Here is a 21,983-nt window from a genome sequence, read left to right as displayed (position 1 = left end):
TTGCAATAAATATCAACACCAAGTATTTTAATATCTTTCATCACCTGCTCTTTATTTAAAATAGAAATTCTGTGTTGGCGCATTATAACGCCCCCTTTAAAGAGCGCACTTTTCATTGGGTTGTTTTAGTTTATGGAGTTCTTTCGAGTAATTCGAATACTTTCACTTTTTGAGCCACATCCCTGATCGCTACAAGGTCTTAGTTCGTAAGGGAATTTTCTCGTTGTATCGCAATTCTTTCCGATTTAACTTAAGGGTCACACCACCCGCCTCGTTTAGAACGTAATGACCTGCCCCCGTATCCCATTCGCTGGTCTCTCTAAAGCGAGTCTAAAAATCGCCTTTTCCTTCCGTGATCTAACAAAATCTTAGGAGCTGTTTAATCGAACAATCTCACAACCGGAGATAGCGTTAAATAACTCTGGTAGACGAGCCTAAGTATTGGCCCAATAAAACAGAAAACAAATCTTTTTCCATTTTTCTTTTTTGAATAGGGGTTAGTGTTTCGTCGACGACTTGCCTAAAAATGCTGTTTCTAGAAGGGGCGAAGTCACATACCTCAAATACGGTCGCGTAAACCACGCCAATCACGGGTTCTTTCCGCTCAATTAAAGTGATGTTAACTGTGAAATTCATCGCGATTCTCGATAAATTCTTGCATACCATCTAAAAGGATCTAATTAACCAATATCGCTCCCTTTTCTGACACACCGAATTAAATGGAAAATCTTGCCTTCTTTCGATAAAATGGGAATAGTCGGCATTAACGAGTTTAGCCCTTTTTGAAGGATTTTATGCGCGGAAAGATCGATTTCGGTAACCGGTATGCGGTTTTCTTTACATGACATGCAGGTCTTCTTTAGACAATCCGAAATATTTCAAAATTTCAGCGTCGACTTTTTTTGCGAGTAAAACAAGGGATTTTAACCAATGATTGTCCACTTTTATCCTGCTCCACTAAAAATTGAAGCGGCCACACTGCGCGCTTCATGAAATTCAGGATAAGTAAGCAATTCCTCCATCTGAGAAAGCTTCAAAGGAATCACCTCTAACGGCTAAGGTCCATCACTAACCATCGTTTCGCGGTAAAGGTCTTTTGACAAAATGATGTCTATTTTAGAATGCAAATAGGCAGGAGAAGCGCTGTAAGCGGCAATGACAGACATATCACCCGATGATCCGTATCCCACTTCTTCTTTTAACTCACGCTCAGCGCTAACTGAAATCTCTTCATTCCTCTCAATGGCCCTCTTTGGGAAGCCCAACATCATATTGGGGTTCATCCATACCCGTGCTATATTCGCGTATCAGCAATACTATAACTTCATCCAATCCAGCAAAGGGATAATCATAACAGTACCAAACTCACGCTCCGAATGCGTTCAAAATGACGCTTCTGCCAATTAGAAAAACGCAAATGAAGCCCTTTGAGATCAAACAACGCATTCTAGGCTAAGATAGCTCTGTTAAGAATAACAGGTTTTTCATGGTACTCCTGATTGTAATTTCATTAAACTGTTGATGGAGGAGCTATGATAGTAGAATACCCGATGTCGGCCATTCCACTTAGTCTTTAAATATCCATATATGCCGTGGTGCACTCGAAAATGCCCCTATTGTGATTTCAATTAATTCGCACTCCTTGCATCAAGGTCTGCCTGAAAAAGCTTATATCGACGCCTTGATTGATGAGTTGAGGCAAAAAATAGCTTTAATTGAAAAGCGCCCCATTTATAGTATCTTCATTGGTGGCGGAACTCCGAGCTTATTCTCCCCAATTGCTTATCAAAAATTATTTGAGGAGAAATTAAAAAGGAATTCCTCTTAAAAAAGGAGGTTGAAATTACCCTAGAGGTGAATCCCAGCTCGGTGGAGAAAACCAAATTTAGGAGCTATCGGGAAATCGGCATTAATCGCTTATCAATTGGTATTCAAAATTTTCAAAATGATAAATTAAAAATTTTAGGGTGCATTCATAGTGCAGAAGAGTCCAAGCAAGCGATTAAGATAGCAAAACAAGCGAATTTTAAAAATATTAATGTAGACTTGATGTTCGGTCTGCCGAATCAAAAAATTAACGAGGCTCTCGATGACTTACAAATAGCCATTGATTTAGAACCCACTCATCTTTCTTGGTAGCAGTTAACGTTAGAGCCCAACACCTTTTTTATAAACAGCCCCCTGCACTTCCTACAGAGAATTATATTTGGAAAATTCAGTCAAAAGGCCAAAAATTGTTTCGGAAATATGGGCTTGTCCACTATGAGGTTTCTGCTTACTGCCGCAACGGTCACTTTTGCCAACACAATATCAACTATTGGGAATTTGGCGATTATCTCGGCCTCGGGGCAGGTGCGCACAGCAAATTAACGGTTCAGGGTAAAATTACCCGTTATTGGAACATTAAAAACCCCTGGTTTTACATGGACTCTTAAAAAAAACCTTCAAGGAAGGCAGCCAATCCCTTTCCCCTGATGAATTACCTCTTGAATTTATGATGAACGTGCTACACTTGCAAAAGTCTATCTCCGTTAGTACTCTTTTTACAGAACGAATAGGATTATCGCCTTCTATTTTATGGCGCTAGCTGGAGATAGCTGAAGAACATAACCTTCTCAAATCTGATAAACAATACGTTAGGCTCACCCCCTTAGGGCATCGGGTTTTAAATGAGGTGTTGATTTTGCTCTAACCAATCTTGAGATATCTCTTACAAGAGATCTAGTCTTTCTCTACTTCCTTTTCTCCCCACATTAACTATTATTTACGCATCGGACCTGAAACTGCCACGAAGGCAAAAGGAAAACCTATCAGGGAAGCGCGGGAAGGGATCTCGCAAGAGTTTTTTTAAGGAATATTTGTGATAGTGTGGCGGGAATCGGTTACGGAAGATCGTTCCTGCCATTCTATCTCAAATGTACGACTTAATCACACAAAACCCCAACGCTTCATCTAATTACCGAATTGATCGATCAGAAAATATAGCAAATAATAATTAACATCCCAATTAATGTATCCCTGTATAGATAACCTGCGAGTTTCAATGTCTAAAAATCGTGCAAACGTAGGACTTCAGTGCACGGAGTGCGTGCTGCACCTTCACGGCGGAGTCGGGAGGAGACCCAGACTAAAAGGCTAAGAAAAACACCGATGGTGCTTTTCTTAGCCTTTTAGCCGGGACCCCCGCGTGCGCGGGGATAACAAGGGGGTGAGAATGAGGAGTTCAAAATTAGAATTACGATGTTAATTATTATTTGCTATATTTTCTGATCGATCAATTCGGTAATTAGATGCGTAAAATTTTCCTTAAATTTATCATGCAATAAACGAATCCCAGATTGATAAGTATAAATTTTACAGCAATCATTTTCCCTACAAACTTCATTTAATTGTTCGCAAAAAATAAGCGAATCGTCCTTAGCAATAATTACTGAAAACAAGGGACACATCTTTTTAAAAAAGCTCGACTATTATCATCCAGCTGAAGAATTTCCTTCAATACAGGCGTTACGATATAAGGCAAATTTTTCATATTTTCGATATATAGCGTAGCTGTTTTATTGGTGATTTTTTTGCCGGGAAATTCACATCCGATCGCCGCATAGTTACAATATTTCCTCCACAGCGAATAGGTTATGCAATAAGACATTCAAAGGAAAACTATTCTCCTTAATAAAAACGGCAGGTTGGTACAGGATAATCTGGCTATTTTTACGCAACTGATTTTCTCGAGAAAGATTGATTAAAAACGCACCACCATAGGAGTATCCCAAAATCACAACATGTTTATAATGAGATGATAATTTATCTATTAAAATAGGTAGGTTTTCAAATAATCACTCGTTAATTTATTATTTATTTCGAAACCGTTTCCAAATTTCTGCCTTCGTAGGGTAATCATGGAACATAAACATCAACTTTAGCGTTAATTTTTTATTATTAGCAATGTCACGAAATATACCTGGTGATCCTAAATAACTGTGGATAATAACAAAAAAAGACAAATTGGAATAGGCGTGTTGAATAGGTTCATCCCTTTAACGATTCCTCTTTCATTTCGCCCATAAAGCTGATTGACCACCCATTCCGCTTCCTTATCCAGAGAAAGATAAGCAATCAATAAAAAAATAAATAACAAAAGAAAAAACGCGTCGAGGAGCACGATCGTTACTTTTACCGTTCGACTCATCAAATTTATAACCACCTCTTTTGAGCAGCACAGTAAGCTGCATACACATGGGAAGACACGCGACGAATTTCGGCGCCTAATTGCGCCAATTTTTCTTCAATACATTCATACCCGCGATCAATATGATAAATTCGATCGACAATGGTATTGCCACGGGCCATAAGCCCGGCGAGCACCAAACCAGCAGATGCCCGTAAATCCGTAGCCATCACCGGTGCACCCGTTAATTTTTCTTTGCCGCGAATAAGGGCTTTACTGCCTTGCAATTTAATATCTGCTCCCATTCGTTGTAATTCATGGACGTGCATAAAGCGATTTTCAAAAACGGTTTCTGTTATAACAGCCTGACCTTCGGCCACGACATTAAGCGCCATAAACTGCGCTTGCATATCCGTTGGCATTTCTGGATAAGGTGCTGTCACGATATCGACAGCTTTAGCTCGGCGGCCCTGCATATCTAGATCCACCCAATTTCCCCCAATTTTAACGTGTGCACCTGCCTCGTGGAGTTTCTCTAAAACGGCACCTAATGTTTTAGGCAAAACATCTTTAATCCTCACATGCCCGCGTGTCATCGCTGCCGCCACGAGATAAGTGCCGGCTTCAATCCGATCCGGCAAAATGCTATAATTGCCACCTGATAATCGATCAACTCCATCAATAACGATTGTATCGGTTCCTGCCCCCGAAATTCTGGCCCCCATTTTGTTAAGGAAATTGGCGAGATCCTGGGCCTCGGGTTCACAAGCGGCATTATGAATAATAGTTTGCCCTTCGGCCAAAGTGGCGGCCATAATGAGATTCTCTGTGCCTGTAACGGTAATCTTTCCCAAATTCAACTCAGCGCCTTTTAAACGACCTTCAACGGTCGCATGGATGAACCCATCCACTAACTCAATATCCGCCCCTAACGCCCGCATCCCATCGATATGAACGTCAACTGGGCGAGATCCAATCGCACACCCCCCGGGCAAAGAAACTTCAGCCTTTCCAAAACGGGACAATAAAGGGCCTAAAACAAGGATTGAAGCCCGCATGGTCTTTACTAATTCATAAGAAGCATGGACGTTTTGAATTTGCGAGCAATCTATCTCGATACTCATCCGCTCATCGATGGTAATTTGAGCCCCCATGCGCCCCAGCAATTCGATCATGGTAGTGACGTCGTTCAAATGAGGTATGTTACTTAAGAGAACGGGTTCTTCAATCAACAAGGTTGCCGCTAGGATAGGAAGGACAGCGTTTTTCGCACCGGATATGCGAATTGAGCCATTTAAAGCTACTCCACCAACAATGATTAACTTATCCATAACGTCATTTCATCCTTGATCTTAATTCATCATAATTCATCCACCAATTCATGCTAACCTTGCCTAAAATTTTAGTGCTCATAAAATCCGGTGACTCCACTCATAATTTTGACTTATAATACTGAAACTCAAACATTGATTCATTATTTCTATGTCAAACAATCAGAATTTTTATACGTTGGGGAAAGCAGTCATCGCAACGGAATTGCGAGCGATTCAATCCTTACATGCTCGCATCGATGAAAAGTTTATAATGGCTTGTAATACGCTCTTTAATTGTAAAGGACGTGTCGTTGTCCTCGGCGTTGGAAAATCGGGTCATATCGCCAAAAAAATTGCCGCCACGTTGGCAAGCACCGGTACGCCATCCTTTTACGTTCATCCCAGTGAAGCAAGCCATGGCGACATGGGGATGGTCACGCCGCAGGATGTCGCTCTAGCTATCTCCTATTCGGGGGAGACTCAAGAAATCATCAACCTTCTCCCAACGCTCAAACGGCTCGGTGTCGCCTTGATTGCCCTCAGCGGAAAAATGCAATCCACATTAGCACGGATCGCCGATACGGTTATCGACGTCAGCGTTGAACAAGAAGCCTGTCCCCTCGGGCTGGCTCCGACGTCAAGTACCACGGCAATGCTCGTTATGGGAGATGCGCTAGCAATTGCTCTTCTGGAAGCCAGGGGTTTCACCGCCGACGACTTCGCCCGCGTCCATCCGGGAGGTTCTCTTGGTCGTCGCCTGTTGCTTCATATCGCTGATCTGATGCACCCTAAAGATAAAATGCCTATTGTCAAACCTGGCTGCTTGTTGGACGAAGCGTTAGTTGAAATTACCAAAAAGAGTTTAGGCATGACCACGGTTGTTAGCGATTCCGGCCAATTATTAGGGGTTTTTACCGACGGTGATTTACGTCGCACTTTGGATAAGGGATACGATATTCATCGCACGCCTATTGAAAAAGTCATGACTAAAAATAGCATCACCGTTCCTCCTAAACTTTTAGCGGCTGAAGCCCTCAAAATGATGCAGCAGAACAAGATTACTTCGCTTGTGGTCGTGGATACCGACGCCTCTCCTGTGGGGGTTATCCATATGCACGACCTTTTGCGAGCCGGAGTTATCTAGGCATGCAAACAACGGCTGACCGGCAAGAACAAGCCCGCCACATTAAATTATTAATCCTTGATGTCGATGGCGTTCTCACTGATGGTCGATTGGTCTATTCCCCGCGTGGAGAAATTTTAAAAGTTTTTCATGTACACGACGGCCTTGGGATTAAACAGTTATTAAAGGCGGGTATTGAAGTGGCAATTATAAGCAGCCGCAAAAGCAGAGCTGTTTCAAGACGAGCTACTGAATTAGGTATTCACCACGTATTCCAAGGTCAGCCCGACAAACGCATCGCTTTTAAAAAGCTACTAAGCCAACTAAAGTTCGATGAGAAGCAAGTCGCCTACGTCGGCGATGACCTACCAGACTTACCCATTATGCAACAAGTCGGCCTCGCTATCGCAGTCACTAACGCGCTTCCCGCTGTGCAACAACAAGCTCACTGGAAAACACGCAAAGAAGGGGGGAAGGGCGCAGTACGAGAGGTTTGTGATTTTATTTTATCTTGCCTTTGAGGATACAATGCAGTGATGGCACAAAATATGAAAATAAGTTTGTTATTAATCGTCGTTGCGTGCCTCTCTACATTGCTGATCCTTCGGACAACAACATCCGACGAACGGCCTTTCCGAGAACAATTAAACCACTGGCCGAATGCTTTTATGCGCGATGTGAACTACTACCAATACGATGAGGAAGGGCTGCTGCATAGTCACCTGACCTCTCCAGTTATTACCCATTTTCCTTACCAGAATTCGTTTCAATTTACCCGCCCTCATTACCTTATTTACACGGATAAACGCATCCCTTGGAACATCACCGCCAATTCCGGAAAGAGTCAGCAAGGCATCAAACGGATCTATTTATGGGATCACGTAAAAGTCCACGAACCGCCACAGCCGACAAAGCCTGAAACGACCATTACCACTAGCACGCTAACCCTCTTCCCAGACCGTTCTTTTGCTAAAACAAACGATTCCGTTACTATTACCCGACCTAATGCAGTCATAAAAGCCACTGGAATGACGTCTAATTTAAAAAAGGGATTAGTGCATCTTTTATCGCATTCACGAGGTGTCTATGAAATCGAGCCACCACCGGGGAAAAAGAATTCTTAGCCAAATAGCGCTTCTGCTACTAACAGGGCTTCCCCTGTTAGTCGTTGCTCTGTCCAGTGATCAGTTTACCTTACCATGTGCGTGCGAAGGCACTACCTGGATCTCAAGCGACAAAGTGATCGTCTATCATAATCCGACCACTAATCGAAAATCGTATGATTGAAAGTCATTGGCTACCCGGCGCATTACTCAATGATGCTCGATAATCAAAAAGCACGTTTATATACAGAAGCCGAGACCATCCTCTATTTCCAAGCCAAAGCGGGGCAGGTATTACTGATTAAAAACGCTCGCGTTACCCAAAAAAAATATCCTCACGGGGTCTTATATCTGGTATGATGTTAAAAAGCAGACCATGATATCAACAGTCCCTAACGGTAAAGGCGGCAATACCACCGTGGTGATAGAACCGCAGTAACAACGATGGCTATTCTCAGCGCCAAAAGATTACAAAAAAGTTATAAATCCCGTCCTGTAGTCAAAGACGTTTCATTAGCTATTAGCAATGAGGTCGTTGGCCTTCTCGGACCCAATGGTGCTGGAAAAACGACGAGTTTTTATATGATTGTGGGCCTCATTACTCCTGACAGCGGGGAAGTCTTTTTAGATGATCAAAATATTAGCTTTCAACCCATGCACAAACGAGCGCGTTTAGGCATCGGGTATTTGCCTCAAGAAACGTCAATTTTCAGAAAACTGTCAGTCGCGCAAAATATCATGGCTATACTGCAACTGCGTAACGACCTTTCCAAACAACAACGTCAGGAAAAATGCGAATCATTAATGCAAGAATTTCACGTCAGCTATTTGCGTGATATTCCCGGTTACAGTTTATCCGGCGGTGAAAAACGGCGTGTCGAAATTGCGCGTGCGCTTGCCATGGACCCAAAATTTATTTTGCTGGACGAACCATTTGCTGGCATTGATCCCATTTCTGTCATTGACATTAAACGAATTATTATTCACTTGCGTAAGCGTGGAATTGGAATTTTGATTACCGATCATAATGTTCGAGAAACCCTTGATATTTGTCAACGCGCTTATATTGTCAATGATGGTGCTATCATTGCCCACGGAGCGCCTGGCGAAATATTGCGTAATAAAGACGTGCGAGCAGTTTATTTGGGGAATGAATTTGATTTAGGGCGGAGCGCTGCTTACCTCTCTTAGCTTCTCCGAAAGCTGGAAAGAATTGAGCACTGAAGTTTACAATTTTTTTTCGAAAGTAAGTCAAAATATTTTTTCATAACAGCAAAGGAGAAATATCATGCATATTCAAATGACAGGCCAAGGGGTGGATATTTCACTCGCATTACGCGAACTCACTAAAAAAAAATTACACCGCATACAGCCTTGTCGCGATGAAATTTCTAATATCCATATCATCTTCCATATTAATAAACTGAAAAAAATCGTCGAGGCGAATGTTAAATTACCGAGAAGCACCATCAACGCGCAAGCAGAATCGGATGACATGTATAAAACAGTCGATCTGCTAATGCATAAATTAGAAACTCAACTTTCAAAGTACAAAGCCAAAAAAGGCGACCACCGCTAATGTCACTTTATCAAAGCCTCGATAAACCCACGGGGCCTCTCAAACAAACATGGCATGCAAATTTTCTCGTTATTGATAAAATGGGGATTTTAATTACGGGGGTGGCGAATATCGGCAAAAGCGAGCTATCACTAGCACTAATCGATCGCGGTCACCAACTAGTGTGTGATGACGTCGTGGACTTTAAACAGGAAAATAAGCAATTAATGGGTTCTTGTCCGTCCGTCTCGAACGGTTACATTCTAATCACGGGAATTGGCATTATCGATGTCCCTAAATTATTTGGTCTCGACGCAGTCGTAAACCAACATGAAGTTCATTTATCAATCTCGCTCGTTAAACCAGAAAAAATGCCGTTGATGGATGACCCTCTTAATCCTTTTTACCGAAGTGAAATTATTTTAGGTATCAACGTACCTAAAATTCTATTTCCTATCCACCCAGGAAGGAATTTACCTTTACTTATCGAGACATTGGTACGCAATCACCGTTTAAAAATTGAAGGGTATGACTCCAGGTACCATTTCCACCAGCATTTTTGAAAAGCAAGAGACAACTATGATTCAAAAAAGAATTAAAATTATCAACAAACTCGGCCTACACGCCCGTGCCGCCATAAAACTAACCAATTTGGCCTTCTGTTATCAAAGCGAAACGTGGGTGCGTTTCAACGACCGAAAAGTAAATGCTAAAAGCCTTATGTGTCTCATGGTCCTCGCTGCCAATCAAGGCGCTGAAATAGAATTAACTGTCTGCGGCGAAGATGAAAAAGAAGCGATGGAAGCCATCGAAAAGTTAATTAATGATAAATTCGGTGAAGAGGCTTAGATCTTAAATTATTCGCCTGCAACAGTCACTTGTTCTATCAATAGGGTCGATGTCATCACCGATTAGTTGGATTTGTTTGAACATGTCTTTGAGATTGCCAGCAATGGTTATTTCTTCTACAGGGTATTGAACTTCACCGTTTTCTATCCAGAAACCAAAAACGCCACGTGAATAATTGCCGGTAACGAGGTTAACACCTTGCCCCATGAGTTCTATCACTAATAATCCGCGCTGCATTTCTTTCAATAAAGCAGTTAAATTTTTATCGCCGGTCGTGATAAATAAATTATAAACTCCACCTGAATTTCCCGTTGTTTCCATCGCTAACTTTTTCGCTGAATAGCTTCCTAACACGTAATGGGTTAACACGCCATTTTCAACAAAGTTTATTTTTCGTTTTTTAACGCCGCTTTCATCAAACGGTGTACTGCCAATTTCGCCTAGCAAATGGGGATCTTGATAAATAGAAACGAATTCAGGGAAAATTTGCCGCTAATTACCGAAATAAATGACCTTAACAAACTTCTAGCAACCGGCGCATTAAAAAAACAGGGCATTGGCGCGTCGAAAATCGCCTCGCGCCAAAAGACGGCGAATGGTTTTTTGCGGCTTGTTTAGCAATCGTTTCGATAGATGACAATTTTTTGGGTCTCTGGCCAACGTATAATCATGATCACTCTGCATGACATGAGAATTACCGTATATATTGAAAATGCGATAGGTCGATAAATTCGCCCCTTCGGAGTGCTTAATTCGGGGGTCGTGATTTCTTGCCAGTGTTTCACATTCAATGGCTAAGTTAATCGCTTGCTTCGGCGTAATATTCCACGGATGGGAAAGCGCTAAGTCGGGATAATCCCTCGCCATTTGACTCGCATCTGCTAATCCCGCGCAAGGATCTTCCTGAATGAACTGAGTCATCGCTGACGCTTTTTCAAAAGCCATTTCTATGCCTTCTAATGACAAATCGAGGGCTGGTATACCGCGGGGGCCCGCCCGCTGTTGATGATAAACAGTAATATCAATGGCTTCCACATCACCAAGGCGGACATTGACTGAAAAACCCGTTTCTATTGTCGCCCTAATTTCAATTTGATCAACGCGTTTTTTGCTCGCTCTAAAAGATGAAAAATATTAGCTTGCAATTGTTTTTGTTTATCTAACATGAAATAAACTAATGAGCTCGGGAATCCCGATCCTCTTTAGGCGATTTATTGAATGATGTTTTTATCGGTGGCTCTTTTGCGGGGGCTTTAATTTCCGGCATACGTGTGAGCGCCAATTCAAACACTTGATCGATCCATTTGACAGCATGGATTTTTAAACCGCGTGTTACGATGGATGGAATTTCTTTTAATTCACGTTTATTTTCTTCGGGAATGATGACCTGTTTAATATTACCACGCAATGCTGCCAGCAATTTTTCTTTAAATCCACCAATCGGTAAAACCTCGCCTCGTAAAGTAATTTCCCCCGTCATGGCAATATCAGCACGCGCAGGAATTCGCGTAATTGCCGACACCAACGCGGTGCACATACCAATCCCGGCGCTGGGGCCATCTTTTGGCGTGGCGCCTTCGGGGACATGGATATGAAAATCGTGCGATTGGAAATAATCTTCCGAAACCCCGAGTCTCGAGCCTCGGCTTCGTACGACCGTTGTCGCTGCATGAATGGACTCTTGCATCACATCACCCAAGCGCCCCGTATGCAATGATTTTCCTTTTCCCGGCATCACCTGCGCTTCTATCGTTAATAACTCACCACCGAACTCTGTCCAGGCTAAACCAGTCACTTGACCGATTTGATCTTTTTCTTCAGCAAGGCCAAAACGATGACGTTTTAGTCCCAAATATTTTTCAAGATTGCGAATAGTAATTTTACGCTGCTTGGTTAATTTCGCTTTTTTACCCCGTTTCAACTCTTCTTTTAACGTCAAAATTTCTTTGACCACCTTACGACAAAGCTTTGCTATTTCTCTTTCTAAAGCTCGGACACCAGCTTCACGCGTGTAATAGCGAATAATTTCGTAAATAGCGCCGTCAGAAATATGAATTTCGCATTTCTTTAATCCCGTTTGCTTTATTTGACGCGGAATCAAGTAACGTTTAGCAATATTTAATTTCTCTTCTTCGGTATAACCGGCTAATCGAATGACTTCCATTCGATCTAAGAGAGGCGGCGGTATGTTGAGCGAGTTCGCAGTGGCAATAAACATTACGTCAGACAAATCGTAATCGACTTCTAAATAATGATCGCTAAAGGCGTGGTTTTGCTCAGGGTCAAGCACTTCTAGCAAGGCCGCGGCGGGATCGCCACGAAAATCAGCGGCCATTTTATCAACTTCGTCCAACATAAAAAGCGGATTACGGACGCCAGCCTTTCCCATCTTCTGAATAACTTTACCAGGTAAAGCACCTATATAAGTGCGACGATGACCACGAATTTCTGCTTCATCGCGAATACCGCCTAATGAAATACGTACAAACTTACGACCGGTTGCATTAGCAATGGATTGGCCCAATGACGTTTTACCCACACCGGACGGTCCCACTAAACATAAAATAGGACCTTTTAATTTCCGCACACGCTGCTGAACAGCTAAATATTCGATAATGCGTTGCTTAACTTCTTCCAATCCATAATGGTCCGTCTCTAAAATTTCTTGAGCCTGTTTTAAATCCTTGCTGATTTTGCTATGCAATTTCCAAGGCACCTGCAACAGCCAATCCAAATAATTCCGGCTCACAGTAGCTTCAGCCGACATAGGCGGCATCATTTTTAACTTATTCAACTCGCTCATCGCTTTTTCTTTGGCTTCTTCTGGCATCCCTGCTTTTTCAATTTTTTCAAGCAATTGTTGTTGCTCATCCACAGGCCTGCTTTCTTCGAGCTCACCGAGTTCTTGTTGAATCGCTTTAATTTTTTCACTCAAATAATATTGGCGTTGACTTTTCTCGACTTGTTGACGTACCCGACCCTGCACCCGCTTTTCGACTTCGACTAAATCCAATTCTTCCGCTAATAAGCCTTGTAGTAATTCAAGACGTTTTTTAACAGCAATTGTTTCCAGTATTTTTTGTCGCACATCCAATTTAACAGTCATATGTGCCGCTATGCTATCCGTCAAATATCCAGGGTCTTCAGTGCTAGCCAAGGAAGGCAAAAGTTCGGGAGGAATTTTTTTATTGATTTTTGTTAATTGTTCAAATTGACCCAACACAGTCCGAACTAATGCTTTGATATCGGTTCCACCGCCTTTACTCTTCTCTTCTTCTAAAAGTTCAACTGTGGCACTCAGATAATTTTCTTTTTTCTCTAGTCGCAATAACTTCGCTCGTTCCAAACCTTCAACCAAGACTTTAACCGTTCCATCAGGCAATCGTAACAATTGTAAAATAATGGCAATAGAGCCGACCTCGTGAAGATCTTTTTGTTTTGGGGAATCGTTATTGGGATCTTTTTGGGCGACGAGGTAAATCCGTTTATCGCCTTCCATTGCAACTTCAAGTGCTTTAACTGATTCTGAACGACCAACAAATAATGGGATTACCATGTGAGGAAAAACAACGACATCACGTAAAGGGAGTAATAGTAATTCCAATTTTTTAATGGTTTGTTCAGTCATGGTGTTCCTTAAAATTATTCTTGAGCCACTTTACGAAAGGCTTTTTCATGATGATAAATAAAAATAGGCGGCGAAGCTTGATGAATAACCCCGCTATCGATCACAACTTTTTTTAATCCGGCGGCTACCACCGCGGGAAGATCGTACATTAAGTCTAGTAAGGTATACTCCACAATTGAGCGCAACCCGCGCGCACCAGTTTTTTGCTGAATAGCCAGCTTTGCAATTGCCTTTAACGCATCTTCTCGAAAATCTATTTCCACACCTTCAAATTCAAACAGTTTGCGATATTGCTTAACTAATGCATTTTTAGGCTCAGTCAAAATGCGCATTAATACATCTTCATCCAATTCTTCCAATGTGGTGATGATAGGCAATCGGCCCACAAACTCGGGGATAAGACCATATTTAATTAAATCGCCTGGTTCTGTTTTTTTAATTAATTTGGAAACTTCTCGAGAAAAATATTCTTTCGGACGAACTTCTGCAGCAAAACCGATACCGCTTTTATCCGTACGGCGTTGAATAATTTTATGAAGATCCGCGAAGGTGCCGCCGCAAATAAATAAAATATTAGAAGTATCCACTTGCAAATATTCTTGTTGTGGATGTTTTCTGCCCACTTGCGGTGGTATTGACGCAACTGTTCCTTCAATTAATTTCAACAAAGCTTGCTGAACACCCTCGCCAGAAACATCGCGCGTTAAAGAGGGGCTGTCCGTCTTACGAGCAATCTTATCGATTTCATCAATATAAATAATACCGCTTTTTGCTTTTCCCACATCGTAATTGCATTTTTGCAACAATTTTTGAATGATATTTTCGACGTCTTCACCAACATAACCTGGTTCCGTCAGAGTGGTGGCGTCAGCAATCGCAAAAGGAACATCTAAAATTTTTGCTAATGTCTGTGCTAATAATGTTTTTCCTGACCCCGTTGACCCAATCAGCAATATATTACTTTTACTAATTTCAACACTATCTCTCTTCGTTTGATTACCTAACCGCTTGTAATGATTGTAAACGGCGACTGATAATACTTTTTTTGCAAATTCCTGTCCGATGACATATTCATCTAAGATTCGATGAATTTGTGGGGGCGTAGGTAATTTTTTTCGGGCGCCTCCTGCTTGAGCTATTTCTTCCTCGCGAATAATATCGTTGCATAAATCGACACATTCGTTGCAAACAAAAACAGCCGGGCCTGCGATCAATTTTCGGACTTGGTGTTGGCTTTTGCCACAGAACGAACAATACAAAATTTGCAACTTCTCATCACTACTCATTAAATTTCACCTCGCTTATATATCAAATTGGGACAGAGCTTATTTATTTCAATACTAGGAGCGTTGTGTAAATATAGAATCGATTAAACCGTATTCCACCGCTTCTTCGGGTGTTAAAAAATAATCGCGATTCGTGTCCTTTTCTACTCTTTCGATATCTTTACCTGTGTGCTTTGCTAAAATCTGATTTAATTGATCACTCACCCGCTGCGTTTGTTTTGCGTGAATTTGAATGTCTGTTCCTTGGCCCTGATAACCCCCTAACACCTGATGAATCATCACCGATGAATGAGGAAGGCAATGACGTTTACCCTTAGTTCCTCCAGCCAGTAATAAGGCAGCGGCGCTCGCCGCCTGCCCGATACACAATGTTCGTATATCAGGTTTAACAAATTGCATGGTGTCATAAATTGCCATCGCTGAGGTTACAGTCCCTCCGGGGGAGTTGATATATAAATTAATATCCTTGTTTGGATTTTCAGACTCCAGAAACAGCATTTGCGCAATAGCCAGGTTAGTCATGTGGTCTTGCACCTGCCCTACCAAAAAAATAACCCGGTCTTTCAAAAGACGCGAATAAATATCATAGGCTCGCTCGCCGCGCGAAGTTTGCTCGACAACCACAGGAACTAAAACGCTCATTATTCCACCTTATTGCTGTATTTGTTTAACCACCTCTTCGTAGGGAATCGCTTGATCTTTCACTTCAAGCTCACTGATTAACTGAGAAACTACTTGGTCTTCAAGAACAGCCGATTCGATCCCCGAGAGCATTTGCTTATTACTATAATACCAGGAAATCACATTCTCTGGGTCCTGATAAGAGGCAGCCACTTCTTCTACCCGTGCCCGCAGTTGCTTGGGATCTGCCTTAATTTTGTGCTGTTTGACGACTTCGGCGAGTAATAACCCCAACTTCACTCGTTTGGTCGCTTGTTCCCGATAGGGATCTCGTGGCAGTTCCATTTTTTTTGCTTCCTCCGGCTTATGAGTTTGCATTGCCACTTGCTGGCGCGTCATCTGTTGAAGATGGTCAATTTCCGCTTCTACTAGCGATTCTGGTACTTCAATGGGATTACGTTCGATAAGTTTATCTAACACAGCCATTTTAAGCTTATCTTCTGTATTATGGCGAACTTCTTTTTCCATGTTTGTTCTGATTTTTTGGCGAATGGCTTCTAAACCACCTTCTTTAATGCCCATCCTCTCAGCAAACTGCTCATCAAGCACAGGGATCTCAGGAGCCATGACCTTTTGCAGAGTAATATTAAACACAGCGGCTTTGCCAGCGAGATCCTCACTTGGATAATCAAGCGGGAAAGTAACATTTAACGCTTTACTCTCACCCGGTTTCATCCCCTCGATGCCTTCTTCAAAGCTGGCGATCATGTATTTTGAGCCCAATTCTAATTGAAAATCCTTAGCGCTGCTGTGTTCGAACGGCCTCCCATCCAACATGCCTTCAAAGTCGATAATCACGCGATCGTCTGCCTTTGCAGGGCGATCCACTTCTTTCCACTCTGCGTACCGTTTGCGGAGAGCTTCCAGCATTTTATCGAGGTCTTCTTCGGTAATTTCGACCTGCATTCGCTCTATCGTCTCTCCAGCGAGCGATTGGAGAGTAACTTCGGGATAAACTTCAAGGTTAACGACGTATTTAAAAGGTTCCCCACGAAGTATTTTGTCCATCTCGATGTCAGGCGCTCCAGCCACTCGCAATTGGTGTTCCTCAACCGCTTCACGCAAGCTGGATTGGATCAGCTCGCTACCAACTTCTTGAAGAATGGCTTTTCCGTAAAGCTTCTCAACCACGGCGGGAGACGCTTTCCCAGGCCGAAATTTAGGTATCTTCGCGGTTCGAGCCACCTTAATTAAACGGCTTTTATAAGCTTTACCCACTTCCTCAGCCGGTACTGTAATTGTTAATCGCTGTTTTAATCCGCCTAACTTTTCTATAGATGACATAAAATTTCCCCGCTTTCTTTCGTGGTGCGAGAGGAGAGACTCGAACTCTCAAAGGATAACCTACTGGAACCTAAATCCAGCGCGTCTACCAATTCCGCCACTCTCGCAGTAATTTCATAGAGTTAAGGGGCCTATTGAACACCAAATACCGTATCGACTCAACCCATCCTCCTGTAATAATAGCGATAGCCTGACCTTCCTGCTTTTCACAAGAACAATGCCGTTTCTATCAGTCCTGTATCGTGCATGTGATTCATATTTGTACTATCATAGATCCCTACTCCCAGTCCTAATGGAGACTTGAATTCGACGAAAGAGCTTATTTGGAATTTCGATAACCGTGTAAGTGTGCTAAAAAATAATAGCGCTTTCCATTTCAGAAGCGAGCATACCTATCTCCTTCAAGTGCTGCATATATTCTACGTTTTCTTTCAAGTGCGACACGCCAAATTCACGCACATACAAAGAATCTTTCGTGTAAATGATACCCGCATGAGTTTGCGAATCTAAATTCAATGCCTTCTTAGTTCTTGAAAGGGCTGCATTACATAGAAAGGGAGCAAGGCCGAATAACCGATGTCCACATAACAGCTCGAAGTATATTCATCCCAAGCGGCTTCCGTAGCAATTACGACATCTCCGGTTTTGATCCATTGTGGTTGTAAGGAACCGGCGGTTCCTATTCGTAAAAAACGTTTTGTACCTAAATAAATAAGTTCATTCAAAATAATGTCAGTTCTAAGGCAAGCCAATCCCTATTGAAATAGCTACCATATCAATCGCATGATCTTTGTGCGGTATCCTTCCCCAGATAAGGATCATGCCCGCGGATAGCTTTTCGTCTGAAGTTGATCAAAAGGTTGACCTATCTACCTGGCCCGCTCTTGAAAACTGAAAAGAATAACATAAGGTCAAATACCTACGTTTCCCTCAAAATACTATTTATCAACATTCAAATGGAGCGGAAATGTTTCCTTTTTATGCATAATCGCCACTCTCTAGAATAAAGAAATACTATCGTAATCACTATTGCTATGGAAAAGCTAACTTTTTATTTTCTCATCATTCTGCGAAGAGGCGCTCAGACGAAATTCTAGGCGTACTTTTAGCGCGGGGCTGCGCACGCCGTGCGCTAGGTCCCCTCCTAAATGATGGACGACGAGAGCGATGTAGAGTTTAAGTTTTTAGTCTCTCTATACATAACAAAAGCAGTTAAGTTGATGAAATGGTCAGAAAAGCTGCTGAGTATTCAGTAGAATTCCTGATGTTATTGAAGGATAAGGGGTTCTTGATGAAAGACATCAGTGGGTTAGTAACCAGTTTAAAATGGATATTTAGGGTGGAACAAAGCGCGAAAGAGCTGCTTTGTGGGCATGCTGTTAAGTTTATTTGCGGTAAAAACGATTGACCAATAAGAAGGGTGAAATAATTCGCACAATCCTTTTCTCAACGCTTCAGAATCTGATTCCTCTTCTACTGTAAGCGTTGATAGATCGGAATCCCATCTGCCGCAAGTAATTCAGCATTCCCATAGGAGGACAATTATCTTTGCAAGGCATTGCTCGAAAGGCTTTTTACTTACAATTTCACGATTTTTCTCATCATTTTAATACACTAACCACTCACGAGGCAACTCTATTTCGATCCGCAACAAAAATACCTTTGCAAACATGCGAAGGCAATACCCCAATCGATTAAGCATCATGAAAGGCAAAGCAGCTACAATATCCTCAAACAGCATCGTAAAGCGAATCTTTACGGGTGCACTCGCAAAATTCATTTTACCCATTCCGGCGCCGCCGCCTACCCTTCCCTTATCGCTAATGCACTCTGCTCCGAGATTAAGCCAACGCAGCTTTAAGTCTTGCTGGGGTGCGGCTGTCGTTATAGTGAGATCAACTTCGGTTACCTTTTTTCCAAAGTTCCCCATTAGATTTGGATCTAGATAAAGAACATAGTCGTTATCGGTTTTTTTTCAAAGGCGAAAATTTTCGTGCAAAAAATACGGGATCCAACTTGGGGAATTTCTGCTTTTTCTATAATAAATGTGCTAATTGCACAATTCCATTGATGGACTAACTGGTACCATAATTTTGTTCAAAAATCCAGGCAAGTAGGAGAGGCTTTGTTGTCACTTTCATCCTTGTCAATAGAAGCCAATGCGTTGGCTCGCTCAATAATACTTTTAAATAATGTAAAATGTAATTTGTTTCTCTAAAAATCCATTATTTTCAAAATTTCGCAACTGATGCAATTCACGCTCGATATTCCATAATTTATAAAAAACCTTTTTGGCTTATAGCCTCCTGTTTTTGTTCTTCTTAATACACTTGTTTTGCAGAAGCGGTAGAAAAAAGTAGATAAAAGTTATCGAGATTTTCTGATTGATTATTTTTCATAATTTTTTCTTTTTTAGTTTGGATTTCTTAATTTTTTCCTTTTTAGATAGTTTTTTCTCCTCTACTTTTTTTTCATTTTTATTGTTTAGAGTAGGCGGTTTAAAGCGGTTCAATAAAGCACCAGCCCCGGTAAGCAATAGATCCGTTGTCATTTAACAACACATACAAGCGCTGAGACTGCTGGGGAGACAAATCGTCAAAAAATAAAGGTAACCCTAACTCATTTGAGTACAAATTTCTTTTAAGTCTCGAAGAGTGTGGTTCCCCGTGTTATCTGCAAACGTACAAAGAAAAAAATAAAATTCTAAAATATTCCTCAATCGTAATTCTGCGGTTTCAACAGTTCTTGGAGTCGCCAACTAATCGATAAGGTGAACAATAGCCGATTTCACTTCATCTTTAACGTTTTTAAAAATAGATTTCTTCATCAAAGGATTTTTTGCCAAAGCTAATTTCATTTTACGTAAAATAAAAGCATTGAATAAATTGTAATGCCGTCTCTTCTATCGATGGTAAAAAAAGATACGACTAACATTTTGTATTATCAAGGTTGTTTACTCCCTAAAATTTTTTCTTTTTATCAAAAGAATTTTTTAAAATCTTTTTTCTCTCCAACTTATAATAATTTTCAACCCCTGCTTCGAAATAATTTGAAATAAAAGTTGACAATTGAGCACGGCTTAACATTTTTCGCAGAAGTTGGGTTAAATCTCGATTTGAATCTTCTTTTAAAACGAATTCTATCGCCATATTAAAAATGGCGATTAAGAAATATTTTTCAGAAACAAAATCAGCTAAAAGTAGTCATTTTTAAATGAAAAACATCAGCATGAGCAGCAGGTGTGCACAATCCCTACCCTGTAAATGGAGCTGAAACTTATAATAACACAAATCTCAGTGGCTTATATAGTACTTTAAAAGAGGAACATTTACCGTCGAGCGAGAAAGCAATAACGTTAGTGGTATTCTTCCATCCTCTAAGTTGCATTCATCAAGAAAATAATCATTTCCATGCTGGTTAGTCAACTCATTAAAACTTCAAAAAATTTTTGACAAATTTCTATTAAGCCGTATCACTCAAAGAAATAAGAGGTTATATTTTATAAACGAGGATTAAATTCCAAAAGGAATTTAAATAATTATACAGATTGTAAATCAATTGCCAAAAGAATCAGAAATTTTGACTGTGTTTCTCTGAGGTGATTTTTAGAATAACAAACCAAATTAATATTATCCTAAATCTCTCTAAGCCACCGCTATTCCCTCAAAAGACGATATTTTTTAATTTCTCCAGTATTCAAAAGCCATTCCCCCCCTTTTTTTTGAACAGGGCTTTTCCTTTTTATTATTTTCTTCAAACTGTTTATTTTTAAGCAATTGACGCGGGTTGCGAATAAAATTCACCGGTTTGTAAAATCAATTTCAAATCCTTATTGTAATTAAGGATAATAGACCGTTGTATTTCAATACCCGCTTCATTTTGGAAGAGTGACTCAATAATTGCATAGAAATTGTACCATTGCAAGTTACAATAGAGCTTTAAATGCGCTAATTGATTATTGCTCTCTATAATGCACTAAATGATTAATAAAAAATCCCCGCAACTTTTCCAAAACGATTGCTTCAAACTTTGAGACAGTTTTCTGAGATATTAACTGATTAAAAAATGACCATTTCTAAAAAAGCCAAGTGGTTTTTCTACAGTATTGTCTTCGATTCCGGTGATAAATAATAAAGATCAATAACATAAGTACGACACGCAAAAAGGGGTTTATTTTTTCCAAAAATTTTAACCATTGAATAAACAGATGAATAGCATCTTCCAACTTGGGTTCTATTCAACCAGTATAGATGATTTTTAAATTTTTAATCAGAATCTGATTAACAACTTCAATACAAAAAATGCCGGTTTCCAAATCAATTGATTGCACCAATATCGTTATCATTACTAAAAATCGCCTTTTATCCCGATGATGATATAATCTGATTTTTTACCTACAAATAGGGAAACGACTGGATAAATTCCGGGATAATTTAAATGACCTTGGTAATCATCCAATGAAAGTTCATTTATCAAATGAAAAGCTAACTCTGCATTTCTTTGAAGGATAACGCTGTAAAAAAACTATTTAATAAATAAAGAAAAATCAGCATCGACTAAACGAATGGCCCAATACATAAGAGAAGGAGATGAAGATCAAGATGAGTCTCAACTATTTCTTGATAGAAGCCTTAAGCCTCATTCAGACGCTGTGTTTTTAATTTGTCTTCATCCATTTCGACAAAAGTCATTAAGCATGACTTTGCTTGATTAATAACAACTTTTAGTTGATTAAGATTATATAAAAAAATCGACTACCAAAGCGCAACATCTTAGAAAATCCCCAATCTTTTCAGCAAAAGGAGTTTTCGAACGAATAAAACTTAAAGTAATATAATATAAATAGAATACTGATGTGTTTTTAAACCTCCATACACGAAGGAAAGCGATGAGTTTGTTTCCTGAGCAGGTGGAATTAATGGAAAGGCTTGTTTTAATTGAAGCAATTGATTATTGGGTTGAAAATAATTTCCCTTACATTTTCTAAGCC

At 40.7% G+C, this 21,983-nt stretch carries 17 protein-coding genes, 1 tRNA gene and 6 pseudogenes; 9 read left to right on the top strand and 15 right to left on the bottom strand.

Annotated elements, in window-relative coordinates; all coding sequences use genetic code 11:
• Positions 1–411: 411 nt before the first annotated feature.
• The 3 genes and pseudogenes from FIV31_RS04255 to nudE form a co-directional block, all read right to left on the bottom strand.
• Positions 412–636, bottom strand: a complete 225-nt coding sequence (locus FIV31_RS04255) for a hypothetical protein (RefSeq protein WP_280123938.1) — start codon at positions 634–636, stop codon at positions 412–414.
• A 44-nt stretch (positions 637–680) separates the two neighbouring features.
• Positions 681–848, bottom strand: coding sequence for a hypothetical protein (locus tag FIV31_RS04250; protein ID WP_280123937.1), 168 nt, complete (start codon positions 846–848; stop codon positions 681–683).
• Between the two features lie 38 nt (positions 849–886).
• A pseudogene (nudE, locus tag FIV31_RS04245) lies at positions 887–1,441 on the bottom strand (ADP compounds hydrolase NudE).
• A gap of 109 nt (positions 1,442–1,550) precedes the next feature.
• On the opposite strand from nudE, the pseudogene hemW reads away from it, so the two are divergent.
• Positions 1,551–2,692 (top strand): annotated as a pseudogene (gene hemW, locus FIV31_RS04240) (radical SAM family heme chaperone HemW).
• A gap of 118 nt (positions 2,693–2,810) precedes the next feature.
• Here the strand turns inward: hemW and FIV31_RS04235 are convergent.
• From FIV31_RS04235 to murA, 3 genes and pseudogenes are all read right to left on the bottom strand, one after another.
• Positions 2,811–2,911, bottom strand: a pseudogene (locus FIV31_RS04235) (hypothetical protein); the annotation flags it as partial.
• 346 nt (positions 2,912–3,257) lie between these two features.
• A pseudogene (locus FIV31_RS04230) lies at positions 3,258–4,192 on the bottom strand (alpha/beta hydrolase).
• A 2-nt stretch (positions 4,193–4,194) separates the two neighbouring features.
• Entirely contained in the window at positions 4,195–5,499 is a 1,305-nt protein-coding gene (gene murA / locus FIV31_RS04225; RefSeq protein WP_280123936.1) for a UDP-N-acetylglucosamine 1-carboxyvinyltransferase, read from the bottom strand.
• Positions 5,500–5,650: 151 nt separating this feature from the next.
• On the opposite strand from murA, the gene FIV31_RS04220 reads away from it, so the two are divergent.
• The 8 genes from FIV31_RS04220 (at position 5,651) to FIV31_RS04185 (ending at position 10,114) form a co-directional block, all read left to right on the top strand.
• On the top strand, positions 5,651–6,625 hold the full coding sequence (locus FIV31_RS04220) for a KpsF/GutQ family sugar-phosphate isomerase (protein WP_280123935.1): 975 nt from the start codon (positions 5,651–5,653) through the stop codon (positions 6,623–6,625).
• Positions 6,626–6,627: 2 nt separating this feature from the next.
• Complete coding sequence (locus tag FIV31_RS04215; protein WP_280123934.1) at positions 6,628–7,125, top strand: KdsC family phosphatase; 498 nt, start codon at positions 6,628–6,630, stop codon at positions 7,123–7,125.
• Between the two features lie 15 nt (positions 7,126–7,140).
• Positions 7,141–7,728 carry an LPS export ABC transporter periplasmic protein LptC gene (lptC, locus tag FIV31_RS04210; RefSeq protein WP_280123933.1) on the top strand — a complete coding sequence of 196 codons (588 nt, stop codon included), beginning with the start codon at positions 7,141–7,143 and terminating at the stop codon, positions 7,726–7,728.
• Between the two features lie 192 nt (positions 7,729–7,920).
• A complete protein-coding gene (locus tag FIV31_RS04205) occupies positions 7,921–8,067 on the top strand; it encodes an LptA/OstA family protein (RefSeq protein ID WP_280123932.1) in 147 nt (48 codons plus the stop codon).
• Between the two features lie 84 nt (positions 8,068–8,151).
• Positions 8,152–8,898, top strand: a complete 747-nt coding sequence (lptB, locus tag FIV31_RS04200; RefSeq protein ID WP_280123931.1) for an LPS export ABC transporter ATP-binding protein — start codon at positions 8,152–8,154, stop codon at positions 8,896–8,898.
• A 97-nt stretch (positions 8,899–8,995) separates the two neighbouring features.
• Positions 8,996–9,286: a ribosome hibernation-promoting factor, HPF/YfiA family gene (hpf, locus tag FIV31_RS04195; protein ID WP_280123930.1), complete on the top strand. Its 291-nt coding sequence runs from the start codon at positions 8,996–8,998 to the stop codon at positions 9,284–9,286.
• Positions 9,286–9,828 (top strand): HPr kinase/phosphorylase-related protein, encoded by a 543-nt coding sequence (locus FIV31_RS04190; protein ID WP_280123929.1) that lies wholly within the window; start codon positions 9,286–9,288, stop codon positions 9,826–9,828. Before hpf ends, FIV31_RS04190 begins: the two co-directional genes overlap by 1 nt.
• A 16-nt stretch (positions 9,829–9,844) precedes the next feature.
• Positions 9,845–10,114 (top strand): HPr family phosphocarrier protein, encoded by a 270-nt coding sequence (locus FIV31_RS04185; RefSeq protein ID WP_280123928.1) that lies wholly within the window; start codon positions 9,845–9,847, stop codon positions 10,112–10,114.
• A gap of 8 nt (positions 10,115–10,122) precedes the next feature.
• Here FIV31_RS04185 and FIV31_RS04180 read toward each other — a convergent pair.
• The 9 genes and pseudogenes from FIV31_RS04180 to FIV31_RS04135 form a co-directional block, all read right to left on the bottom strand.
• Positions 10,123–11,280 (bottom strand): annotated as a pseudogene (locus tag FIV31_RS04180) (metallopeptidase TldD-related protein).
• Positions 11,281–11,288: 8 nt separating this feature from the next.
• The gene (lon, locus tag FIV31_RS04175; RefSeq protein ID WP_280123927.1) at positions 11,289–13,742 is read right to left on the bottom strand and encodes an endopeptidase La; all 2,454 of its coding nucleotides are present in this window, start codon (positions 13,740–13,742) and stop codon (positions 11,289–11,291) included.
• A 14-nt stretch (positions 13,743–13,756) separates the two neighbouring features.
• Complete coding sequence (gene clpX, locus FIV31_RS04170; protein WP_280123926.1) at positions 13,757–15,028, bottom strand: ATP-dependent Clp protease ATP-binding subunit ClpX; 1,272 nt, start codon at positions 15,026–15,028, stop codon at positions 13,757–13,759.
• A 54-nt stretch (positions 15,029–15,082) separates the two neighbouring features.
• Positions 15,083–15,670, bottom strand: a complete 588-nt coding sequence (gene clpP / locus FIV31_RS04165) for an ATP-dependent Clp endopeptidase proteolytic subunit ClpP (RefSeq protein WP_280123925.1) — start codon at positions 15,668–15,670, stop codon at positions 15,083–15,085.
• A 9-nt stretch (positions 15,671–15,679) separates the two neighbouring features.
• Positions 15,680–16,993, bottom strand: coding sequence for a trigger factor (tig, locus tag FIV31_RS04160; protein WP_280123924.1), 1,314 nt, complete (start codon positions 16,991–16,993; stop codon positions 15,680–15,682).
• Between the two features lie 22 nt (positions 16,994–17,015).
• A tRNA-Leu gene (locus FIV31_RS04155) sits at positions 17,016–17,100 on the bottom strand.
• 215 nt (positions 17,101–17,315) lie between these two features.
• Positions 17,316–17,979, bottom strand: a pseudogene (locus tag FIV31_RS08495) (nucleoside phosphorylase); the annotation flags it as partial.
• Between the two features lie 620 nt (positions 17,980–18,599).
• Entirely contained in the window at positions 18,600–18,923 is a 324-nt protein-coding gene (locus tag FIV31_RS04140; RefSeq protein WP_280123921.1) for a hypothetical protein, read from the bottom strand.
• Positions 18,924–19,953: 1,030 nt separating this feature from the next.
• Positions 19,954–20,142 carry a hypothetical protein gene (locus tag FIV31_RS04135; protein ID WP_280123920.1) on the bottom strand — a complete coding sequence of 63 codons (189 nt, stop codon included), beginning with the start codon at positions 20,140–20,142 and terminating at the stop codon, positions 19,954–19,956.
• Positions 20,143–21,983: the final 1,841 nt, after the last annotated feature.

Origin of the sequence: Coxiella endosymbiont of Ornithodoros amblus (assembly GCF_019425495.1) — a bacterium.
Taxonomy (GTDB): Bacteria; Pseudomonadota; Gammaproteobacteria; order Coxiellales; family Coxiellaceae; genus Coxiella.
This window is presented reverse-complemented; position numbering and strand designations above follow the sequence as displayed.